The 21,337-nt window shown below is 55.8% G+C and carries 12 protein-coding genes; all 12 read right to left on the reverse strand.

Annotation, left to right across the window (positions count from 1 at the left end; genetic code table 11):
* Nucleotides 1-14 precede the first annotated feature (14 nt).
* A complete protein-coding gene (locus ACKGJP_RS27115; protein ID WP_409341902.1) occupies nt 15-740 on the reverse strand; it encodes a phage baseplate assembly protein V in 726 nt (241 codons plus the stop codon).
* On the reverse strand, nt 737-1,828 hold the full coding sequence (locus ACKGJP_RS27120; RefSeq protein WP_409341903.1) for a phage late control D family protein: 1,092 nt from the start codon (nt 1,826-1,828) through the stop codon (nt 737-739). Before ACKGJP_RS27120 ends, ACKGJP_RS27115 begins: the two co-directional genes overlap by 4 nt.
* Before the next feature lie 4 nt (nt 1,829-1,832).
* Complete coding sequence (locus ACKGJP_RS27125; RefSeq protein WP_409341904.1) at nt 1,833-2,462, reverse strand: peptidoglycan-binding protein; 630 nt, start codon at nt 2,460-2,462, stop codon at nt 1,833-1,835.
* A 69-nt stretch (nt 2,463-2,531) separates the two neighbouring features.
* Entirely contained in the window at nt 2,532-8,435 is a 5,904-nt protein-coding gene (locus tag ACKGJP_RS27130) for a cell envelope integrity protein TolA (protein ID WP_409341905.1), read from the reverse strand.
* Nucleotides 8,432-8,902 carry a phage tail protein gene (locus tag ACKGJP_RS27135; protein ID WP_409341906.1) on the reverse strand — a complete coding sequence of 157 codons (471 nt, stop codon included), beginning with the start codon at nt 8,900-8,902 and terminating at the stop codon, nt 8,432-8,434. The genes ACKGJP_RS27130 and ACKGJP_RS27135 overlap by 4 nt, the downstream gene beginning before the upstream one ends.
* A gap of 8 nt (nt 8,903-8,910) precedes the next feature.
* A complete protein-coding gene (locus ACKGJP_RS27140) occupies nt 8,911-9,087 on the reverse strand; it encodes a DUF6760 family protein (protein WP_409347262.1) in 177 nt (58 codons plus the stop codon).
* A 20-nt stretch (nt 9,088-9,107) separates the two neighbouring features.
* A complete protein-coding gene (locus ACKGJP_RS27145) occupies nt 9,108-9,485 on the reverse strand; it encodes a phage tail assembly protein (protein ID WP_409341907.1) in 378 nt (125 codons plus the stop codon).
* Between the two features lie 607 nt (nt 9,486-10,092).
* Entirely contained in the window at nt 10,093-10,527 is a 435-nt protein-coding gene (locus ACKGJP_RS27150; RefSeq protein WP_409341908.1) for a phage tail protein, read from the reverse strand.
* A gap of 384 nt (nt 10,528-10,911) precedes the next feature.
* Nucleotides 10,912-12,660, reverse strand: coding sequence for a phage tail sheath family protein (locus ACKGJP_RS27155; RefSeq protein WP_409341909.1), 1,749 nt, complete (start codon nt 12,658-12,660; stop codon nt 10,912-10,914).
* 603 nt (nt 12,661-13,263) lie between these two features.
* The gene (locus ACKGJP_RS27160) at nt 13,264-15,150 is read right to left on the reverse strand and encodes a hypothetical protein (RefSeq protein WP_409341910.1); all 1,887 of its coding nucleotides are present in this window, start codon (nt 15,148-15,150) and stop codon (nt 13,264-13,266) included.
* A gap of 383 nt (nt 15,151-15,533) precedes the next feature.
* The gene (locus ACKGJP_RS27165) at nt 15,534-16,799 is read right to left on the reverse strand and encodes a hypothetical protein (protein WP_409341911.1); all 1,266 of its coding nucleotides are present in this window, start codon (nt 16,797-16,799) and stop codon (nt 15,534-15,536) included.
* A gap of 130 nt (nt 16,800-16,929) precedes the next feature.
* Nucleotides 16,930-21,054, reverse strand: a complete 4,125-nt coding sequence (locus ACKGJP_RS27170) for an S-layer homology domain-containing protein (RefSeq protein WP_409341912.1) — start codon at nt 21,052-21,054, stop codon at nt 16,930-16,932.
* Between the last annotated feature and the right edge of the window lie 283 nt (nt 21,055-21,337).

Here is a 21,337-nt window from a genome sequence, read left to right on the forward strand (position 1 = left end):
GGCCGCACGACATGTCAGTTGATTTTGACCATGCTGCCTTTTATATTGATAATTCCGTCCGATTTGATATCCAGGGTGGCGCCGGCCTTCAGGCCAAGCGTCGCCTTCGCTTCGATATTCACCTGTGTGGACGAAATTTTGATTTCCTTGTTGCTCGTAAGCGCGATATCGCCCTTAGCGTTCATCGTAATGGTCGTTGCCGAGCTTTTTACCGTTATTTCGTTGGCGCTGCCGCCTTTAATTTCAATGGAATTGTTGCCGCTTTGCTCGGCGATCGTAATCGAATCGTCCTTGTCGGCCATCTCGATTTTTTGGCCCTTTTTGGTCTTGATCGTAATGGTTCCTTGGCTGTCGTTGTCGTCGAAAATAATTTCATGCCCGGAGCGCGTCTTGATTTTGCGAATATCATTCTTGTCGTTGCCCTTCGGCGCAGCCTGCTTCTGGTTCCACAAAACGCCGATGACGAACGGCTCCCGCACCTCGCCCAAATGGAAAGCGACGAGCACTTCGTCGTTTACCTCGGGGATGAAGAGGCTTCCCATGTCCTTGCCCGCCATGAGCGTCGCGATGCGTACCCAATCGGTCTCCGTTTCCACCTCGCGCAACGGCAGCTTCAGCTTGACTCGGCCGAGGCCGTCCGGATCCTTGTTGTTCGTCACGATGCCGACCATTACCCCGTTTACGGACGGATTCATGCCGCCGGAGTAGGACGGAGCGAAGCGATCCGAAAAATTCATCATATCGCATTCCCCTCCAGTTGAAATCGCGTTACGTACCCGTCCTTGTCGATCAAATGCGTCGCCGAAACGATATAGTAGGGTTGGCTCAGCTTTTTGCCGACGCCCGCCAGTTTGATGTAGCGGCCTGCCCGAATTTCCGGGATCCCGATGCTTTCCCCGCTCCCCGTAATCAGCTGCATGGAGCGCTTATTCATCAGTGCGTTCGCCTTCCCCTCGGCCTCCGCCTTCGAATCGATGTTGGCCTGCACGAACTCGGTGTACTTGCCGAGCGTTTTCATGATGTCTTGTCCGGTTTTGGAATTGCCCCCGAGCTTCGCAATCGAGCCGGACTCGCCGATGACCGTCTTCTGTTCCTTCGGATCCCAGCCGCGGACGGTTACGCCGGTGATTTGCTCGGCGATGTTGACATCGACCGTCAAGCTGCGCAAGGACTGTCCCCACTGCAGCGTGATGACAGGCGTCTTCTCGGTCAGCGGCTTGCGAAAATACAACGTTTTGCCTACGACGAAAAAGTCGTAATTGACGATCCCGGCCAAATGCTCGATAAAGTGGTAATCGTCGATTTGATTTTGCGCAATCGTGCCGATGACCTCCGCCGTAGCGTCGACCTTCGTCTTCGCTCCGTGCTTTTTGGCGATTTCCGAAACGACGTCGCTGTACTTCTTTTTCTCCCACGAATTCGACTTGGCGCCCTTCATCATCAAAAAGGACAAGTCCATGCCGCGGACGATAATGACGGGCATTCCGTCATCCGGAAAGTCGCAAACGACGGATGTGATGTAGCCGTTGAACACCGGAACAAGCTTATCCAAATACCCCGTCTTAATGAGAATCGTTAGGCCGGCGTTGAACGTATCCAGCCATTTGAACTCGCTCTTGTCCAGCTCGAAAGCGTTCGTTACCTGGAAGGAGAAGGACTCCGACTTCGATTCAATCGTCGTCTCCACCCGCAGGTCGGTTATCGCGATATCGTCGCTGATTTTACTGCCGTTCACGCTGATTTCAAATATGGGGGCAAAAAATTGGCTGTATTTGTCGGCCATGCTTTCAAACTGGTATTCTTTCGAATCGAGAATGACGTCGCTCACCTTATCACTCCAGCCTCGGTACGGTTATTTTGCGTCCGCCCTGCAGCTTGCGCGGATTGTCGATGCCGTTCGCACGGGCGATTTCCCGCCATTTGCCCGGATCGTCGTACTCCTCCGCCGCTACCATCCATAGCTCCTCGCCCTGGTTCAGCATTTTTTGCTTCGTGCGGTCGGCGGAATGGCGCGGAATGTGCTGCAGCTGCTCCTTCTTCGTGTACCAGGATTTGAACGATACGCGCAGCGTGGCGCGGACGGGAATGCCCGATTCGAGAAACATCGTATATTTGGACGACACCTTCTCCACGACGCCCTTGAAATTAAGCGATCCCCAGACGAACTGGCAAACCGGAGGCGCGTGCAGCTCTTTTTCGATATCGAGCAGACCGACGATTTTTTTCGTATGGTCGCGAACGTCCGTCCCTTTCTCGTACGTATCGAAAAACATGTCCATCGTCAAGGTCGAGGACTCGCCGTTGACGAATTGCCCGATCGGATAGGAAAGGCCGGGTATTTTTTTCCACCTGTAATAGTTCCCGCTTTCCAGCGAGTACTCGTTCGGGTTGAACATCACGTCGATCGTCTCTTTTTTGCCTTTGCCCTTGTCGATGATGATCATCGCCTTTTTCAGTGCCACGCTGCATGCTCCTTCCGTGCCGACATGTCTTTATCGCCAAGCAGGTACAAAAACGGAAAACCTATATCGCTACAAACCTCTGCGCTGCTGTTCGAATTTCAGCCGCTTTTCGATTTCGCGGTACACCTTGTCGGTCATCCGGCCGACATCGAATTGCGGCAGCTGTTCGATCAGCTCCTGCAGCTGCTCGATGTTGATTTCTTTCAAACCGGAGCCGTGCTCGATGCGGACCGGAGCGGCTTCTTCAACCGCCGCCTGCACGCGCTGGCGCAAAAAATCGAGCTGCAAGGCGTCATCGTCCCCGAAATCGCGCATTTGCGGCGCGGCATCCTCGGATGACTCCTGGCGCATGAACGGCAGCTTATGCGCGAGCTCAACCTCCGGCTGCGCCATCCATTCGGGCTCCTCGCCAGCCGCAGTCCGTCCGGCGGCAGCCGAAACCGACATGTCCGCTTGCAGCTGCGTCATCGGCAGCTTAGCCTGAGCAGGCGCTTGGACGGGCCAAGCGGCCTCGGTTGTATGCTCGCCGGCTGTGCCAGCGGGACCGGGACGCTTCAGCGCGGCCGGCCTTGCCGTCACGCGCGTGCCCGTATGGGCGGCCGATCGTTCGCCGCCGCTTGACCGCGCGAGCGCTGCCGCATGTGCGGCGCGAGCCGGCGGCTGCGCGACGGCGCCTGGCGCGCTTGCCCGGCGCTGCGCCGGCAGCGCGGCGGCCGGGCCGGCGGCTTGCGCCGGGCCCTCAGCCGCCGCAGGCGCTTGCGCAGCGCGGTCCGCGGTGCGCTGCTGCGCTGCCGCCAGGCGCAGGCCGGGCGCAGCTGCGGCGCGCCGGACGGCTGCGCTTGGCGGCGCGGGTGCGGCCGCTTGCGCGGCACGGGCCGGCGCCTGCGCGGCTGCGCCGGGCGCGCTTGCGCGGCGCTGCGCCGGCTGCGCGGCTGCCGGGCCAGCGGCTTGCGCCGGGCCCTCAGCCGCCGCAGGCGCTTGCGCAGCGCGGGCCGCGGTGCGCCGCTGCGCTGCCGCGAGGCGCAGGCCGGGCGGCGCTTCGGCGCGCCGGGCGGCTGCGCTTGGCGGCGCGGGTGCGGCCGCTTGCGCGGCGCGGGCCGGCGGCTGCGCGGCGGCGGCGGGCGCGCTTGCGCGACGCTGCGCCGGCAGCGCGGCGGCCGGGCCGGCGACTTGCGCCGGGCCCTCAGCCGCCGCAGGCGCTTGCGCAGCGCGGGCCGCGGTGCGCCGCTGCGCTGCCGCGAGGCGCGGGCCGGGCGCAGCTGCGGCGCGCCGGGCGGCTGCGCTTGGCGGCGCGGGCGCGGCCGCTTGCGCGGCGCGGGCCGGCGTCTGCGCGGCGGCGCCGGGCGCGCTTGCGCGGCGCTGCGCCGGCAGCGCGGCGGCCGGGCCGGCGGCTTGCGCCGCAGCCGCAGGGCCGTTTGCGGCGCTGGACGCGGTGCGCAGCCGTGCCGACGCTCGCGGCGCTTCCTGCGGCAGTCCCGCGTTTGCCACACCGAGTCCGCTAACTCGGAAGCGTGTCAGCTGCCGAGCGGATCCTTTCGCCGCCCGAGCTCTTCCTTCGTCCTCCCCGAGCTTGCCGGATATTGTGTCGGCGAAACGCATTTGGGCTGTCGGGTCGCCAAGGGAGCCGGTGACAAGAGTTCCGGCTCGAACGGCCGTCGCAGATCCGGATAATGTGCCGAATGACTGCTTTTCTTCGAACTCCCGATCCGCTCCAACCGTTTCGAAACGTTTGCTTCGCTCATTCCAAATCAAAGGCATGCGATCCGAACGAAGCCTTTGCACAGCATGCGCTCTGACATTCACCGCCGCACTTTCCGTATAAGCGGCATCCTGTATCGGTTCCGATCCACCGTTATCCGTTCGGCTACTTTGCACGTTTGGCAAAGCGCTTTGAACGGCGGACCGCCTAGCAGGCAAACGGCCTATTGTACGGCCGCTCCTTTCGCCCGCGAAGGCTTCTGAACCGGAGCTTATTTCCGCCGTCCCGTCAACGGCCATTTGTACGGCTGTTCGACGTGCAAGCCGCTGTGCACCTATTTCAGCATAGTTTTCGTTGCGACTGATGACCGTTGCCGTAGCTTTCATAGGAAAACCCGATCCTGAAAAGGCTTGTCCGTCCCTTTCAATTTCGCGTTGCACGATCCCATTGGAAATCCGTTTTGCCGCCGGTGTATACAAACTCGCTCGACTGTAGGCCGGATCGGAAGCCTTGCCGTTCGCCTCAGCTTGAAGTTTGCCGGCATACTTTTGACTAACAAGGAATGCCTCCGTCTTACGATCATGCCCCCTTCGAAGGAGGCTTCCCGTCGACGAAACGCTTTGCTGCATGGTTCTCAACCTTGCATTCCCGGGATAGGAAGCTCGCTCTCCGTCATGCCATCTGCCTGCCTCTTCTTGTTCGGTAAGAGTTGCGTTCCCCTTCGAAGCCGCTCTTCTGCCATGCACGGGCTTCACGGCATCCTCACGGAGAACCGCCGTACGCGTTCCTTGGACAAGGCTCGGATTATAGGCTGGTCTCTCAGCTTCCTTAGACTCGGAGGCGCCGGCAAAAGCCTGCGCGACACGAGCAAGTCCCCCGACATTCGACGGCAGCACTGTTGTGCCGCTCCGAATAACGATAGTTTCGGCCGGAGAAGCTTGCGCTTGCTGCACCAAGATTCGCGATCCCTCGGCTTGCGTTTGACTTAACTGTGCGAATGGAATGGAAGTCCATCCCAACTCTCCGTCTCCTGTATCCGATGCTCCACTTTTCCGCTGAACGGCCTGCATAATCAGGGTGGGAAAGCCCCGTTTAACGACTTTTGCCGGAAAGCCGGGTATCTGCATTCCCCTAAAACGATCCTGCACATTTGGGCCACTCTCGCCGGACGGTTCCCCGACAAATGATTTTCTCCATAGCGGAGCTGACCTGCTGAACGCCGCTGCCGTTTGCCTCGGTACGTTCTCCCTTCCTTCATTGCTCGAAAAAAAGCCAAAGGAGGTACGCTTACCTGCTTCATCCCGGGAATCCCCGGATCTTACGTTCCCGGATGCTTTCCCGAGCGGGTTAACGGCTGGAGCGAAACGACCGGAGGCGCCATGGCCGTGTTCCGACTCATAATCGCCGGTTGCGAAACGATCCTTCCCGTTAGCCGGCCGCCGTGTACTTGGCATTTCGAGACTCGGTTCTGCAAAACGAGAAGCAATTGTACGTACAAACGACTCTTTACTCCCCATTGGGCTTGAGCTTTGAAGCCATTCGTCTGCCGGATTTCGAGCGACATAAGCTGAAGCTGACTCCGATTGCTCTTGCCGGGTCGCATTCTGACGCCTTCCCGCTCTCCCCAAAAACATCGAAGGGGCCGTCAACCTGCTCGGCTGGAGAAACGACTGCGCCTCCGAGCTTCCGTCAAACCGTTCGTTCCAGTGCTTTGGCCCAAGTAAGGGGCTAGCCATTCCTTTGACACGGGTATCGGCTGTATGTAGGGAACGCTCTGCCACATAAAGCAAAAACGGCTTCTGCTTCTCTGTCTCCGAAATTGCCTTATGGCTAGCGACTCTTTTCCGGGTTGCATTTCGGATAAGGTTCGGCTCATCGGTTTCTTTATCGGATAAAGAAGACCAAGTTTCGCCGTTAAGCGGCTCGAAAGCCGGTCTTGCCGAATGCTCGGCAGCCATTTGGTTTGAAGCAGTTATTTCACCCGTCCTACCGGCAGAATCAGATAGCTGCTTTGAGTTGGAAGCACGGGTTTCGAATCGCTTGTCGCTGTCGGCTGCTTGCGTTGAAGGGAATGCCGGCTTATGGACGGATGAACCGTCTGACTCTCCGCCCTGCGAACTTCTTTTTACTGCCAACCGATCGGTTGTCGTCGGATCGGCAGCAGTCGATCTAAGCGCAGGCTGCTTGTTCTCAGCAAACGTATTGACCTTCTCGATGCCTTTTTCTCGAAGCCTATCTTGCCTCAACTGCAGACGAATCGACGCCCATGTGACGGGAGAATGGGCAGCATCCATCCCGCCCATCGCATACTGCCGTGACACCGCAGCTTCGCCATTTATGGTCGAACGGCCGGCGACCGGCTTTGGCTCTGCTTTAACGACCGGTTTGCCGATAACGGACCGAGTCGTTCGGAGGTCCGTATTCTCTTGCCCTGTTCCAGTCTCGCCAGCCTCCGGCAAACGACCGGCTGCATCTATTGCTGCTGGAACTTCGCGTAACCTTCGATGCGCAAGGGCGAGATCCCGCAGCTGCGGATACTGCGGCACTCCGAAATCCATAGGATCTTCGGATATGCTTGGAGATCCGGGGAGCTGCGGCAAGCTTGCTTTTGCAAATGCAAGTATCGCGTCGCGCTTTTTAAAAAAGCGTTTCGAGCTTTTAGGTACAGCTTTATGTGGAAGCATGACGCCGGAATCCGAATTTTGCGATTGCAGCGAGCTCGCTTCCAAGGCCTCGGAAGGAACGCTAGCCGCAGCCTGACCGGAACGTTTGGATGAACGCCTCTTTGCTGCGCCCTCTGCCTGAACGCTCCGGTTCGGCAGCTCGAACATGCCGTTCGCTTCTTCGCTCCGTCTCTTACGAAAATGCCGCACTATAGGCAGCACGTCCTGAATCGTTCGGTAAGACGGGTCGTGATCGCGCGCATTCGCCCATTCCGGCGCTATGCCGTCTTTTCTAATTTCAGGATTAGTCCGAGCCGAAGCTAGCTCCTTCGGTCCCAACCTCGAGTCGTCCACTAGAGCGCCTGCTAGATTCGAAAAAGCATGTTGATCATCAAGCCGGCCTTTTCGTTCGCGTCCTGCCTCTCTGGCAGTCGTATTCCCCGTGTCGGAGGACAGCAGACGATCAGACGGCTTTTCTACAGTTGAATTATGCGCTGATGACTCATTTCTTTGATGCACATGCCTAAATTTTTGCTCTTGCTCTAGGGAGAGTTCCAAAGGCGATCTTTTACCTTTAGCACTTCGTTCACTGCCGGTAAGATTGGCTTGGGCCGCTTTCCTTGCGGTTGTCTCACGCGCTTGCGGTCCAGGACCTGCGGCGTGCTTCATGCCTCTGCCGCTCATTTTCGCTAACTGATCCAACAAAAAACGTTTACTTGCAAGTAATCCTGCTTGCTCGCTCTGAAGCGTTCTTACTTGTGCTTCCAGACTCGTCCACCCAAAAGCTTCATCGTCTTGATTCTCGGCTTGATCTTCGCCCATGCGAAAAACTAGCTCCAGCCTGCCCATAAACGCGTTCCGAAAAAAGCCGTATTTGCCTAAAATACGATCGGCAAACAACCGGTTTTCTCCTGTCACCATTGCCGCCGGCGGTTTATCCGCTTTCACCTGCAGCATCGGCTTCGTCGCGCTTGCTTCGTTCACGCCCGCGTCCTCGCGCGACGCTCCGCGCTTCCGCTTCGCTCCCGCCTCCGGCTTCGCCGCGCTTGCTTCGCTCACACCCGCGTCCTCGCGCGACGCTCCGCGCTTCCGCTTCGCTTTCGCTTCCGACTTCGCCGCGCTTGCTTCGCTCACGCCAGCGACCTCGCGCGACGCTCCGCGCTTCCGCTTCGCTTTCGCCTCCGGCTGAGCCACGCTTGCTTCGCTCACGCCCGCGTCCTCGCGCGACGCTCCGCGCTTCCGCTTCGCTCCCGCCTCCGGCTTCGCCGCGCTTGCTTCGCTCACACCCGCGTCCTCGCGCTGCGCTCCGCGCTTCCGCTTCGCTCCCGCCTCCGGCTTCGCCGCGCTTGCTTCGCTCACGCCCGCGTCCTCGCGCTGCGCTCCGCGCTTCCGCTTCGCTCCCGCCTCCGGCTTCGCCGCGCTTGCTTCGCTCACGCCCGCGACCTCGCGCGACGCTCCGCGCTTCCGCTTCGCTCCCGCCTCCGGCTGCGCCGCGCTTGCTTCGCTCGCGCCCGCGTCCTCGAGCGACGCTCCGCGCTTCCGCTTCGCTCCCGCCTCCGGCTTCGCTTCGTTCCCCTTATTATCGCCGCGCCGCGAATCGCTCTTTTTCATTCCAACAACCCCATTACCTTCCACAGCTTGCTATGAATTGTTTTAAGGCCGTTATGCACGATTTCGATCGATTCGATCGCCACATTATTGTTGGCAGCATGAAAGTCCGGGCCCATCCACTTCACCGGATAAGCATCAAAAAAATTCCACCGGCAAACCTCATGTCCCGAACGGCTGTACATAATAACGGAGCCGTTTTTGCGTTTTACTTTCCCGGCGACAACGCCCTCGTACCATTCCCAAAGCTCGCTCGAGCCCGTCAATCCGCGCTTTAGAACGATTTTCGGAAATTTCGTTTGTTTGGGCAGCTGATGTATATAGTTGTTCACGCCGCCTTCCTGATACTCTTGGAGGGTCGTTTCCGCTTGCAGCCCCGATACTTCGGAAAAACCGCCGACCAAAAGCCCGTCCAGTTCGACCTTGAAACGAAATGCGCCGTTTACATTATGAAATTTGGAATTCAACATTTGCGTTGTCACCTCTTGCCGAACACGTCGAACGGATTATCCGACCTATTTCCATCGTCGTTTAAGCTGCGGTTGATTCTAGATATTTCTTCGCACCATTTGCGGCGGTCGCGATGCTCCATTGACATGATTTCGTCGTGCGGCCAGTGATAATAGTAGGCGATAAAACCGGCTTCCTCATAAATCTTATCAACGGGATAACCGACTAGACCACCGCTGTTTCGGTTAAAAAAGGCAGCTCAACCTCGTGCTCATGCTCGCATTTAGGACAGATGACGTGCGCCTTGAGCGGCTCGATATCGTTGATATGCCGATAATAATTTTGCAGAAACGCCAGGTCCGCCGTAAATAAACGTTCCACTACACGCGTGTCGATCGCGCGCAGGTCGCCAAGCTTCGTAATGACGCGGGTTAACAAAATGATCGTCAAATATCCAGGATTTTGCTGCACCCGTTGATCCCGCATCGGCAAAATTTCGTCCGCAGCCGTCGCCAGGCGCATAACGCCGCGCTTATGCAGCGTCCCGTTTTCGTCCACATATCCTCTTGGAAGCTCGAATTCGAATTCCGTCGTAAAAGCCACTATAAACCCTCCCAGCGTACTTAAAAACCTATTAGAAAATGTGCTTCGATAGCCGACATTCTGCATTCTAGCTAATATATTGAATTTAGCTTCACTATTAGTGAACGTAAATTCACTAAAACGATTGGTTATAGCCTTTTTGTTCTCAATAGTGAAGTTAGATTCACTATTAGTGAACCTTAAGTCCAAATAGTTACCTCTAGTTCACTAAACGATGTAAAAATGAAAAAACAGAAGTAATAGTGAAGTTTGGTTCATTATTAGTGAATCAAAGTTCACTATTCCGTATCTCAACAAAAAAACTACTTCTATTTAATGAAATTACATTTTATGGAATTTGACTATTGATCATTTATACTTAAGTCTCATATTCTTGTGTTCCTGCATTTCCTGCATTTCCTGCATTTCCTGCATTCCCTGCATTCCCTGCATTCCCTGCATTACCCGCATTACCCGCACTCCCTGCACTTCCTACAACTCCCGCTCTTCCATCCGCTCTCATAATCCAGCGTTTACCATAAACTAGCGACATAAGACGAAAACAAGAGATGCGAAAGGAGAGATCCCCTCATCCGTCTCTTGTTTTCAGTCTTGTCGCTGCGGAACGCTACTTCGTGCGGGTCATGCCCTCGTGAGCCAGTTCGAGTACCTCGATGGCCACTTCGGAACCGGTTCCGTTAAAGTTAGGAGCCGTATATTTGGTCGGCCACGCCTCGATGACCTGCCAGGTCGCGACGTCTCCGCCTTCTTCATTGATGGCGATGATGGTTACGGTTTTCCGCTGGATTTTGCCCTGGATCGCTTCCGCAAGCCAGTTGTACATGTCCATCGAATCCGTTACGCCCCATTTGAGCGTAATGTTGCCGTACTTCGTAAGACCGGGCAGCTTGCGCGGCGTAGTCGTTTCGTTGCCTTCCCGGTACTCGATAACCGATACGGAAGCATCGAAGCCGGACACTTCGCTGAAGCCCGCTTGCTGAATGCCTTCCACCTCAACCCGAAATCTAAAATTTCTATATGGATCTCTACGTTCGCCAGGCATACTATTCCCCTTCCCTTGAATCGTTCAAAAAAGTCCCTGCCGTTCGCATCACAGCTGCGTGCGCAGCGCGTCCGAGGCTTTTGCGGATCCCTAGACCCCAGCCAAGCTTTCCTACCGACCGACAGAAGATTCGATTTGAACCCGAATATTATTTAGTGATAGCTCAAAAAGTCACCTTATGATCACGAAGATTATCGAGAAGCAGATTCGACATCGAATCTTGTATACAACTACGAAGGCTTATGCTTCCGATGCCGCTTTCCTAACGAAAAGCGGGGAGATGCTCATTTAGGTTTTACCTAAACTCCGCTCATCCTTCTTCGACGGGATCAAACCTTCTCAGTACGGACAAGTCGACTTTTTGAAGCCAATATTAGTCATTCCCTACTCTTCGCGCGTTTTTTGCGTGATGCGGAAGATGACGAACTCGGCCGGCTTGACCGGCGATACGCCGATAACGCAAATGAGACGTCCGTTGTCGATATCGTCCTGCGTCATCGTGCTGCGTCCGATGTTGATGTAGAACGCTTCGCCCGGGCTTCCGCCCATCAGCGCGCCATCGCGCCAAACGCGGGTCAGGAAAGCGTCGATCGTACGGTGGACGCGAGCCCAAAGCTGTTCGTCGTTCGGTTCGAACACGACCCAGTTCGTGCCGTTCTTGATCGATTCTTCGAGGAAGATGAACAACCGGCGAACGTTAATATATTTCCACAGCCCGTTCGAGGAAAGCGTCCTTGCGCCCCATACGCGAATGCCTTGACCGGCAAAGAAGCGGATCAGGTTGACGCCGAGCGGGTTCAAAATATCCTGCTCGCCCTTGTTGTACTGGACGTCCAAGCCTACGCAGCCGCGAACGACTTCGTTCGCAGGCGCTTTATGTACGCCGCGCGACTGGTCCGAACGGGAGTAAATACCTGCCATCGATCCGGATGGAGGAATGAAAATGTTCCGTTTATCGTGCGGATCGAATACGGAAAGCCAAGGGTTGTACATAGCCGCATATTGAGAGTCAAAAATGTTGCGGTGCGTCAGTACGTCCTGCACTTTCGTTTTGTCCCGCGGAATATCGAGAATGGCAAAGCGGCTGCCGAGGTTTTCGCAGTGCGCGACTAGCGCAAGCTGTACGTTCGGATCGGTAACGCCCGGAATCGCCATGATGCTGACAACGTCGTTGTCGATGAAAGACTGAATGCCCGTTCTTTTTCCCGGGCCGCGGTCCACGCCCATAAAATCGCTTGCAGCCAAATTCGCTACGGAACCGTCGCTGCCGGCGGAAAGGGCGATTTGGAATTTGCCTTCCGTCTCGCTCAAGCCGGAGAGAAGCTCGAATGGCGCAACCGAGCCGAGATCGCCGAGCTCTCTGCTGACGTCTTCAACCTTGATGATGTTGGAGCGCGATACGATCTTGTCGATATGATTGGCGGCCATTACGTTAAGCGACAGACGCTCGAATGTTTCCGCTTCGTCGCCGTAGAAGACGTGCATCGTAAACTCGCAAGTCGTGAGAACCTTGGCCGGCAGCAGGTTTTTGTCGATAACATCGTCTTCGCCCTCAAGAGGAGCCGCCAGCTCGATGATGTTGTCCTGCGAGGAGATGATTTTGTTGTATTGCTTAGAGCCGCCGTTCTCGAAAGCGACGACGTCGCCTACGTTGAAGCCGGCGTTGTTCTTTACTTTGTACTGCTTCGCTTCGCCCGGCGTACCGAGAATTTCATAAATTTGCGTTTTCGCTTTACTTGCCGGCACGATAACCGCGCGAATCTGGTTGCCCCATGCTCCCGGGTTTTTGGCCGTAATGCGGAGAAGCTCGGATTCCTTGTTGCCGGCGTTAACGGCAGGCTTCGCGTCCGATGGCGCTACACGCATGATGAAAGCGCGAGAGCCTCCGTTCAGGAAGAAGTGCTCGATTGCATAAGCAAGAAAACGATAGTCGCCAAAAGCGTTCTCGGACAAATAGCTGCCGTACAAGCGATGAAAATCGGCTACGCTGGTAACAAGCTGCGGAACGCCCTCCACTTCGCCTCGCTGCGCAAGACCGATAAAACCAGCCGTGCTGGTGCTTGCTCCCTCGAGCGGCTGCGCGCCGCTGTCAAACTCTTCGACATACACTCCAGGCGATAAGTATTCAGCCATTGTTCCCCGGTTCCGTTGTTTGCGCTGGGCATAAACTACATGCCGATTAAGGATGCGCAAATCGAAACCAGTTCTCTCCTTTCTGGAAAAGAATATTATGTAGACGCCCATAATACGGCGGTCCGCCCCTCAAACCCCGGATCGGACGCCGCGTCATCGACACCGACTTTCGGTATGCGATAAACATGTTGACCTATGTAAATACAATGAATTGCAGCATGAAACCGCCTTCACAGTTCGGCTAAAGTATCCGAGCAATTCCGACATAAAATCCCGCTCATGTCCAAAAATCGTCGGGAATTTAAGGGAATACTGTCAAATCGCGCATGCTGAACCTATTATACTTCTTATCCCAACGACTGACTACAGGAAGTATAGAAAATACACCTTAAAATTTGTTAAAATTTTTAAAAATATTGCGGAATGATGTCGAAAGACCCTTTTAGCCGCTAGAATCGGCTCCGCGGTCCTATATGTATTTCCCCTTGTAAAAACCCGACTCCGCCTAGTAAAACGAAGAAAAAGCAACAATCTGTCCGAAAAGCTCAAAAAAAGCCTTGCCGTCTGGGACGAAAGGCTTCTTTTGAGTCTGGAATCATCCCGCTATTTCGCGTTCTCACGGTAAATCCCTTGGATCGTTTGAACAGGGTACAGGTCCGTCACGCGCGATTGAGGAAAATCGGCCCATTGCCGCTTATCCGGATCGTATGCTTTCCGCAGCCCGTTTTCGACGTCAGTCTCAGCAATAAGCATGGCGCCGAACGGAACAACGGGTCCCGGCGCTTTAAGCAGCGGCACTTTTTCTTTGCCAGGGGTCCATTCGAACCATTTCGTTTCGTCCTGGTAGGTTGGCTGAACCGAAACGAACGCCCGCTTGCCGTCCGTCGTTACCGGTACTCCCTCCGTCTCGTATGTCCGCCCGTTCCTTGCAACGAATTCCGTCACCGCTTTTCCGCCTTTCGTCTTGGTCCAAAACACACCGTCGGAAACCGGGATGACCGGCAGCCTCAATATAGAATAATGGCTCATCCGAATCGTCGAAGCAAAATCTCGGGCTAAGGATATTTTCCCGTTTGCATCCAAAGTGCGGCGGTCCACCGCTGCTATCTGCTCCTTCTCATCAAACCTATGCGTGAGCAAAATCAGACTGCCTTCCCGTTCATCGTAAGCCATCGAACCAAAGGAGCCCTTCAGCTCGTCCGAGGCCGCCAGTATGCCGGTTTGATTCGCAGAAACGCGGAACAGCTTCCACCCCTCGTAATCGACATATGAAATCCGGTCATTGTCCAGCCAGCGCACCGGCATGTTGACCAGCGCCTCCGGAAAATGTATCGGACTGCGCACCACCAGCGGCGGCTGTCCCTCCCTTTCCAGCACCAGGGCGTAGTATCGGCCTCCTTCATCCGCAATCGGGCCGCCCACTTCGACTAAGCCGAGCGTTCTGCTCTTATCCGGCGAGAAGAGCAAGAAATCGTAATATTTGGCATAGGCGGACTCGTAGGCCGTTTCCCCGGAAGGGAAGCTTCTCCACTCACGATCCGGCACCTTGCGCACATAGACGGTACCGCCCCAAGGCTCTCCGAAGTAGTTTCCGGAAACCGCGAAAACATTTTCCATATTCAATTGAACGCTAGCCGCACCGGCCGGGATGGGGACGGTTAACCGGCGGTCGTCAAGCCACGTTCCGACCAGCGCCTTTTTCTCCGGATCGTTTCCGGAGGCCGTAATTTTCGCTTTGTCCGTACGCACCGGCTCGGAGAATACAAACGTCGCTTCCGTTTCCCCCGCGGGTAGGAGGAGCTGCGCGCCATTCTCATTTCCCGCCAGCAGAAGCGCCTCCTTGCTTGCCGAGCGGGCAGGATCCGCCTCGTAAACGAGTCTGCTGCCGCTGCGTTTCAGCGTGATCGGCGGCATATCGCCGAAGGTGAGCACGACTTCCTCTTTTATCCCCGTAATGACCCCTTTATACCGGATATTGGAGGAATCAAGCTGCGTCCCTTCCTTTTCCAGCTTCATCGCGCCCCCAGCCGCAGCGATCTGCCCGGTTAACCTTGCCAGCGTTTTCTCGTCATTCGTCCCGAATCTAACGAAAAAGTATACCTCCTCCATATACAACGAATATTTTTCCGGCTGTACCGGCATAGGCATAGCGGGCGTGATGAGCCGCTCCGTACCGTAGCTGACGATGCAGGACGACGCCCCGACGAATTCGGTTCCTTGTAGCGGCTTATCCATCTGACAAATCGAGAGCTCGGTCAAGGATGCCGATATTCCGCGCTCGACCACGGGGGACGATGCCGACGGGCTCGGATACTGCGGCGTATTCGAAATCTCCGGCATACTTGGCGAAGCAGGTGCCGCCGATTGCGCGATTTGCCCGTTTGAACTTTTTTCGCATGCCGCAAGAAACATAACCGGCGCTGTCAGCAAAGCAGTCCACAGCAAGCCGTGTATCATTCGTTCGAGTATCCCTTTCTCTATCGTCTCCATTCCATTCCACCTCACCGTTCCAAGCTCTATGCACGAAGAGAATTTTTACCTATTTTATTAGACGCCTTACAATCGTTTTGGTTGCAGCAGGGAAGCACCCGTATTTACAGAACCTGGTACTTCTCCACCTTTCCGCCATGCAATCCGGACATCGCGGCAGCATGACTGCAGGATGTACGCACGCATCCCAAAAAGGAGCCGCCTCTCGGCAAGCTCCTCCATACACGCATCTGCTCAAACTAACCTGCGTACCCGTTCGCAATCATGCCTCTCGCCATCTCCATATCGGACTCATTCCTTCAACAGCCTTTTGCACCATTTGAGGAGCGTTGATTCCCCGTACTCTTGAAAAAGCCGACCGGATAAACCGGCCGGCATGCAAGTTATTTCGACCCGGATGCGGTCGCGAACAGCTCGTCTCCCGCCCAGCCGTAGCAGTAATAAATGAGGTCGTCGGCTGCACTCGCTTTTGCCGCCGTTATCGCATCGGCCAGCTCTTCCGGAGGCAGGTTCCACATCTGAACGCCGCTGTAAATTTGTGTGCCCGGAGCGGAGAGCGCCCGGACCCGGGCATTCTCTTCGCCGATAAAGCGAATCGGATAGCCCTTTTGCTGAAATTCCCCGTAAGATAAGTCGTAGTCGAACCGGAACAAACGCATGAAAGCTTGAAAAGCATTTTCCCGCTCTTCCGTATCCGCCGCGAAATATTCGATCAAGCCCTGCACGTCAGCGCCGCCGCCAAGCTTATGGTACGGAAAATGCTTGAGAACGCCGCACAGCTTGGTCAATGCCGCGTAATCTTGTCCGAGCAGCCACGCGTAGGACGGCGGCCACAAATCGAGCCAGAAGGCCGCGTCGGCATGCTCCTTCGTCGCTGCAATCAAGCTGCCGACGAAGGCGGTAACGCTCTCTTGCCTGAAACGCACCCAGGCTTGAATCAAAAGAGATGCCGACATAGTCTGCTGCGCTTCCCCGAATTTCTTTTGGCCGAGCAAGCCTGCAACATTCTCCATCGCTTCGATCAGCTTACCGGGATTAAGCCCCTGCTCCTCCATTTTAGTTCGGCAGCGCCCGCAAAAGCAGCTAAACAGCCCGCTTGGATTCGTCCGTTTGCCGGCCCAGTCAGGGAAGCGTATGCGATCGATCATAAAGGTCCGGCAGCCATACCGCCGATGCGCCTCGCCGAGCAATCGCGACCACATCGGAACGACGTCTTCCCCGTTCGGGCATAGCCAGTGATCGACCGCGTTCCCGCGGAAATCGACTACGGCGTTCGCTTCCGCCTTGTGGCCCGCAAAATCGCCGTTCAGCACATTAAACCAAGGCACGACCTCATAATCCGTACCGCGCGTTCGTTCAAGAAGCGATCTAAGCGGATCGCTGCCGGTTTGGATCGATTCGTCCACCCTCTGAAACAGCCCCGGGTATAGGGACGCCGTATCGATCGCCAAATGAAACGCCCCCGTGCTCTGCACGAATGAACGCTTCGGATTATGCGGCAAAATGCCTACCGGATAAGGATTGCGCTCAAACATCATGTTTGCAGCCGGAAACAGATGACGAACGTCCTTCAGAGTGCCGATACGCTCCATGATCCGCTCCGGGCCTTCGTCCAGAATGTCGTGAGGATGAATATGGATGCCTGCCATGCGAGTGTTTCCCCCTCTTGCTATTCATCTTACATGTCTCTCATTCTCTCACGCTTACGAAAAGAATCCCGCCGGCAGCGCATTTGCTGATGCGTTTCCGGCGGAATGCGAATTTCATGCCCGTTACCGTTTAGTTGATAAACCGAACGCTTTGCAGCATACGCTTCAGCATGACGGCCGCTTGGGCACGCGTAACGGCGTCTCCCGGAGCAAATACGCCGTCAGCCACACCATTCGCGATTCCTTCCCGAACCGATTGCGCTGCTGCGACCTTCGCCCAATCTGCGATGCTGTCGCGATCGTCGAATGTCGATAACGATTCGCCGGCTATATCCGCAGCTTCGGACTTTTTGCCCGCAAACGCAAGGCTTCTTGCGATCATGACCGTAAGCTGCTCTCTCGTAATCTCGGCATTCGGCCTAAACGTCTCGTCTTCGAAGCCCTCGATCAGTCCCGCTTTCGCTGCGGCTCCGACGGAACCGGCGAACCAATCGCCGGAAGCGATGTCCTTAAACGAGGCTGCACCCGCCTTATCTTCGGAAAGTCCGAGAGACCTGGCCAGCAAGACGGCAAGCTGCGCCCGCGTCAGCCTCGATTCGGGTTCGAACGCCGAGTCCGTCAAGCCTTGAACGAGCAGCTTGGAGGCAAGAAGCTCGATATCCGCCTTCGCCCAATGTTCCGCAATATCCGCAAACGTTCGATCGGATGCAACGACCATATAGATGCTGTTCCCGTCGCGCTTGATCGTAACGTCGGTAACCCCGCCGCGGCTCTCGAAGCGAGCCGGCACGAACGTCATGGCTCCCGACTCCGGATCGTACACGACAGCCGTCACTGCGGACGGATTCAGCGGTTTCGGCACGACGATCGTTCTATCCGCATACGTGCCGGCAAAATGGCGAAGCTCCCGCTTCTCCTTACCGTATTCCACGGAAACGGTAAAGTCAACCGCTTCGGATATCGGCGTAAGTCCGGCGGACAACGCTTGCCGCTTGATCGATTCGAGCGCCGAACCCGTTATGGTTTCCATAGAAATCCGGATGCTGAAGCTGCTTTCCGCCGTACCGAGTTGAGCCGTCAGCGCCTTCAAATCAAGCAGCTTCACCGGCAAGCTGTAGCTGGCACGTTCCGTCGCGATGACAAGCTTGCTCTCGGGAGCCTGCTTTAACCATTCCTGCACGGCGGAAGCCGGAATGACCGCATCGGCGATTTCCGCCGTTCCCGGAACTTGAATCCGGACCGACTGATCGGCAGAAGCTTTACCTTCCAACTGTTTCACCGCTTTAAGAAGCTTATCGGCGTCCACAGCGACTTGGCTAACTTTTTTCCCGGCGGCATTCGTCTCCAGTGAGACGGCCCCCAGCGTACTTTCACCGGCCGGCGTCGGCGATGGCGCAGTCGACGCCGCAGGCGATGGCGTAGATGCCGGCGCGTCTGTCGGCGCCGAGGTCGACGACCCTCCTGTCGGCGATGGCGTCGGTGTCGGTGTCGGCGTTGGTGTAGGCGTTGGATCCGGCGTATACGTAACCTCGAAACTGACTTCGTTCGTCTTTTTGTTATCGACGTACGCTTCCAATTTAAACGTATTGGCATGTTCCGCCAATTGAACGGTTTTCTCGAAATTGCCGTCCGTCAGATTAAGCTCTTCCCCGTTCAAGAGCAGTTTGGCCGTCCCCGTTCCGAGCACTTCGAGCGATCCTTTAATCGGGAGCTGGCGATTTTTCGTAACGAGCTTGTCGTAATCCAGATGTCCCCGCAGCATGGCTGCACGAATGTCGTCATTCGCGCTGTATGAGCTGGCAAGCAGCTGCCGGAGCGTTCGCACGCCGTCCTTATCCAGCGTAGAGATGACGAAGCCGCCGCTCGGAATGACGCTGTTATTCGGCAGGTTCCCCGTCCATTTCCATTCCATGGCTTGCTTCTTGTTCACGACGTTCGTTACCTTGCCGTCAGGGCCTACGACAACTTCGACCCCGTAGCTGCCGGTTGTACCCGTCGTTTGTCCGAAGCTGTCCGAATATACGCCCATCGTGCCGAGCGCTCTGTTCTGATTGTAATAATCCGCCTCCAGGAAGCCTTTGGCGATGTACGGTTTTAACGCGTCCGGGAGGGATATCGCATCCGGAATGCTGATCCCGAGCTGGAACGGCTTGACATACGGGCGATCCTCCAATGCGGCCTTTTGGATGTCCCAATTGATCTGAGACAAATCGAACAGCTTCAGGCCGTTCGTATACGTTAAGGCCGCTTGAAACGACTCCCGCTGATCTTCGGGCTGAGGCAGCTGCTCCAGCTGGAATCCGGCGTATAGCGGAAACTCCTCTTGAGTAAGCACATGCATGAGCGCGATGCCGCGTTTGACGGCTGCCGGGGTGTTATAGTACGTGCCTAGAATCATGTAATCGAAAATCTCTTTCGTCCCGAAGGCGGTTTGAGCGTACTCCTCCGTATAGAGCTCGCCTAACGTAAATCCGAGCCTCGGATCGTAGCGGAATTTCGGATTGGCCCAGTTCTGGCCTACCTCGTAATAGGACGTATACCAGGATCCCATCGAGATCGCAAACGGAATCCGCTTGCCGGCCTCGCCGTTTACCTTGTCGATCATTTTCCTGAATTTCACGAACATCGCTTTCTCTCCCGCGGAACGGTACGTCAGCCAATCATAGAACAACGGCCCGTTCACGGTCTTCACGAAATTCCCCGAAGTATCGTATTGATGCTCGAAAATATCCTGCGGCCATCGTTGCAGCGATTTCCCTTTCCCGGCCAAGTAAGCTTCGAACTTCCGCTTGGAAATATCGCTGAAATCGGCATAAATGTTGTCGTAGCGCGCCCGGTCCAACACAACGCCGTCGACGTCGTAATTGCGCATGACCTCTTCCATAACGCGCATCTGGTACTGCTGATTGTCGTCATTGGCAGGATTCATAAAATAGACGAGCGGCTTGTAATTGCTTTTGCTGATCGGCACGATCGCGCCTTTATCCTCCGGACGGTACACCCATTCCTCGAAAGCGGCAAATTGCTCCTTGGTTAGGCCCGTATCCACGCTCGAGCCGGCGCCATACAAATTGAATACCGCGTCGATCCGCAGGCCCAGCGCATGGCCGTGACGGATGAACTCCTGCAAGACGTCCAGGTCGGCAGGCACGCCCGCTTTCGTCGCCTCGGTGATTTTGCTGATATGCGGCATGCCCGACAGGCTGTTTTTCAGGTATGAGCCGAAGCCTTCGCTCCCTTTGACCGGGAAAGAAACGGCCGTCACGCCCGCCGCCTTCGCTTTGACAAGCAGCTTGCGGATCGCCTCGGAGCTCGGATATTTGTTCAGGTTCGTCGACTGTTCAATCCACAAATACACTTCCCGCTCCTGATGAAGCTTCATGTAGCGATATACGGTAACGGTGCTTTTCTTGCGCAGGGAGTCTCCCCGGTACACATCGATGTCGATGATATTGGTCATCGGCTGGAGGGTAACCTCGCCGGCAAACGATCCGTCCGCCTGGATCGCAACCGTTTTTCCGTTGACCGCAATGCGGTAATTACCGTCACTCCTGTAATTGGTCAGCTTGCCGGACAGGACGGTCTTCTCCGTTTCCTTGGACACCGTGAGCATCTGATCTTGATCCATCAGCAGCACCGACGGCTCGGCTATCGACTCCGTTTGCCGTATAAAATCGGCTATGGAGACGCTCTGCTCGCCGACGATCAGCTTCACCGTATCGCCTACGTTAAAGTTTTCCGCGGCAAACTTCTTATAGCCCTTCTTCTTGTAATCGTCATCCGAGGCAAGCAGCACAAAGCCGTTTGCCGGAATGCTCAAATCGGGCGAATCCTGCCATGTCGGGGTCCCGTTCACGGGCGCTTTGTTGGCCACTTTGGTTACTTTGAAGTTCTCGTCCACCTGTACGGCGACATTGTATTTATTCGTATTGTTCGTTTTGTCCCCATAACGGCTTGTCAGAACGGCCAAGTAATCCCCTTCGCCTTGCGCGTCGACGATATTGATCAGCCTTTTTGCGCCTGCCGCCGTTTCGATGTAGACGGACTCCGTGACCGACGAAGGCTCGTAGACGGAGCCGGCGACCGTTTCGCCGCTTCCCGCGCTCGCTTGCGCTTCGTTCGCCGCTTGAAGAGCCGATCCCCCGGGATTTGCTCCCGCCGCACCCAAAGCTGCAGCAGGAAAAGATGAAAACGCGATACAAAACATGTACACATAGATCAAACCGACGTTCAACCATTTCCGCTTGCTCCTCATCCGTGCACCATCCTTTTCTCATCATGCTCCTCTATGTAAAGCGCTTGCAAAATCACTATACGTTTTTTTCGTGTAGGTGTATTTATTCGGACATGCGAAATCGTTGTACATTTTATGCAATTGCGCGCCGCCTCTCAACGCGCAGAACGGAACAGGCTTTTACTGCGGAAGCTGACGATTCGTCAAAACCGAAGATAACCGACTACCGGCATCTTTGACTCTGACTGGCGTTTACCGTAGGGGTAGCGCCGGACCTGAGGATATACTTGCTGAACACGCAAAA

The organism is Paenibacillus litoralis, from assembly GCF_046244365.1.
In the GTDB taxonomy this organism is placed as follows: domain Bacteria; phylum Bacillota; class Bacilli; order Paenibacillales; family NBRC-103111; genus Paenibacillus_V.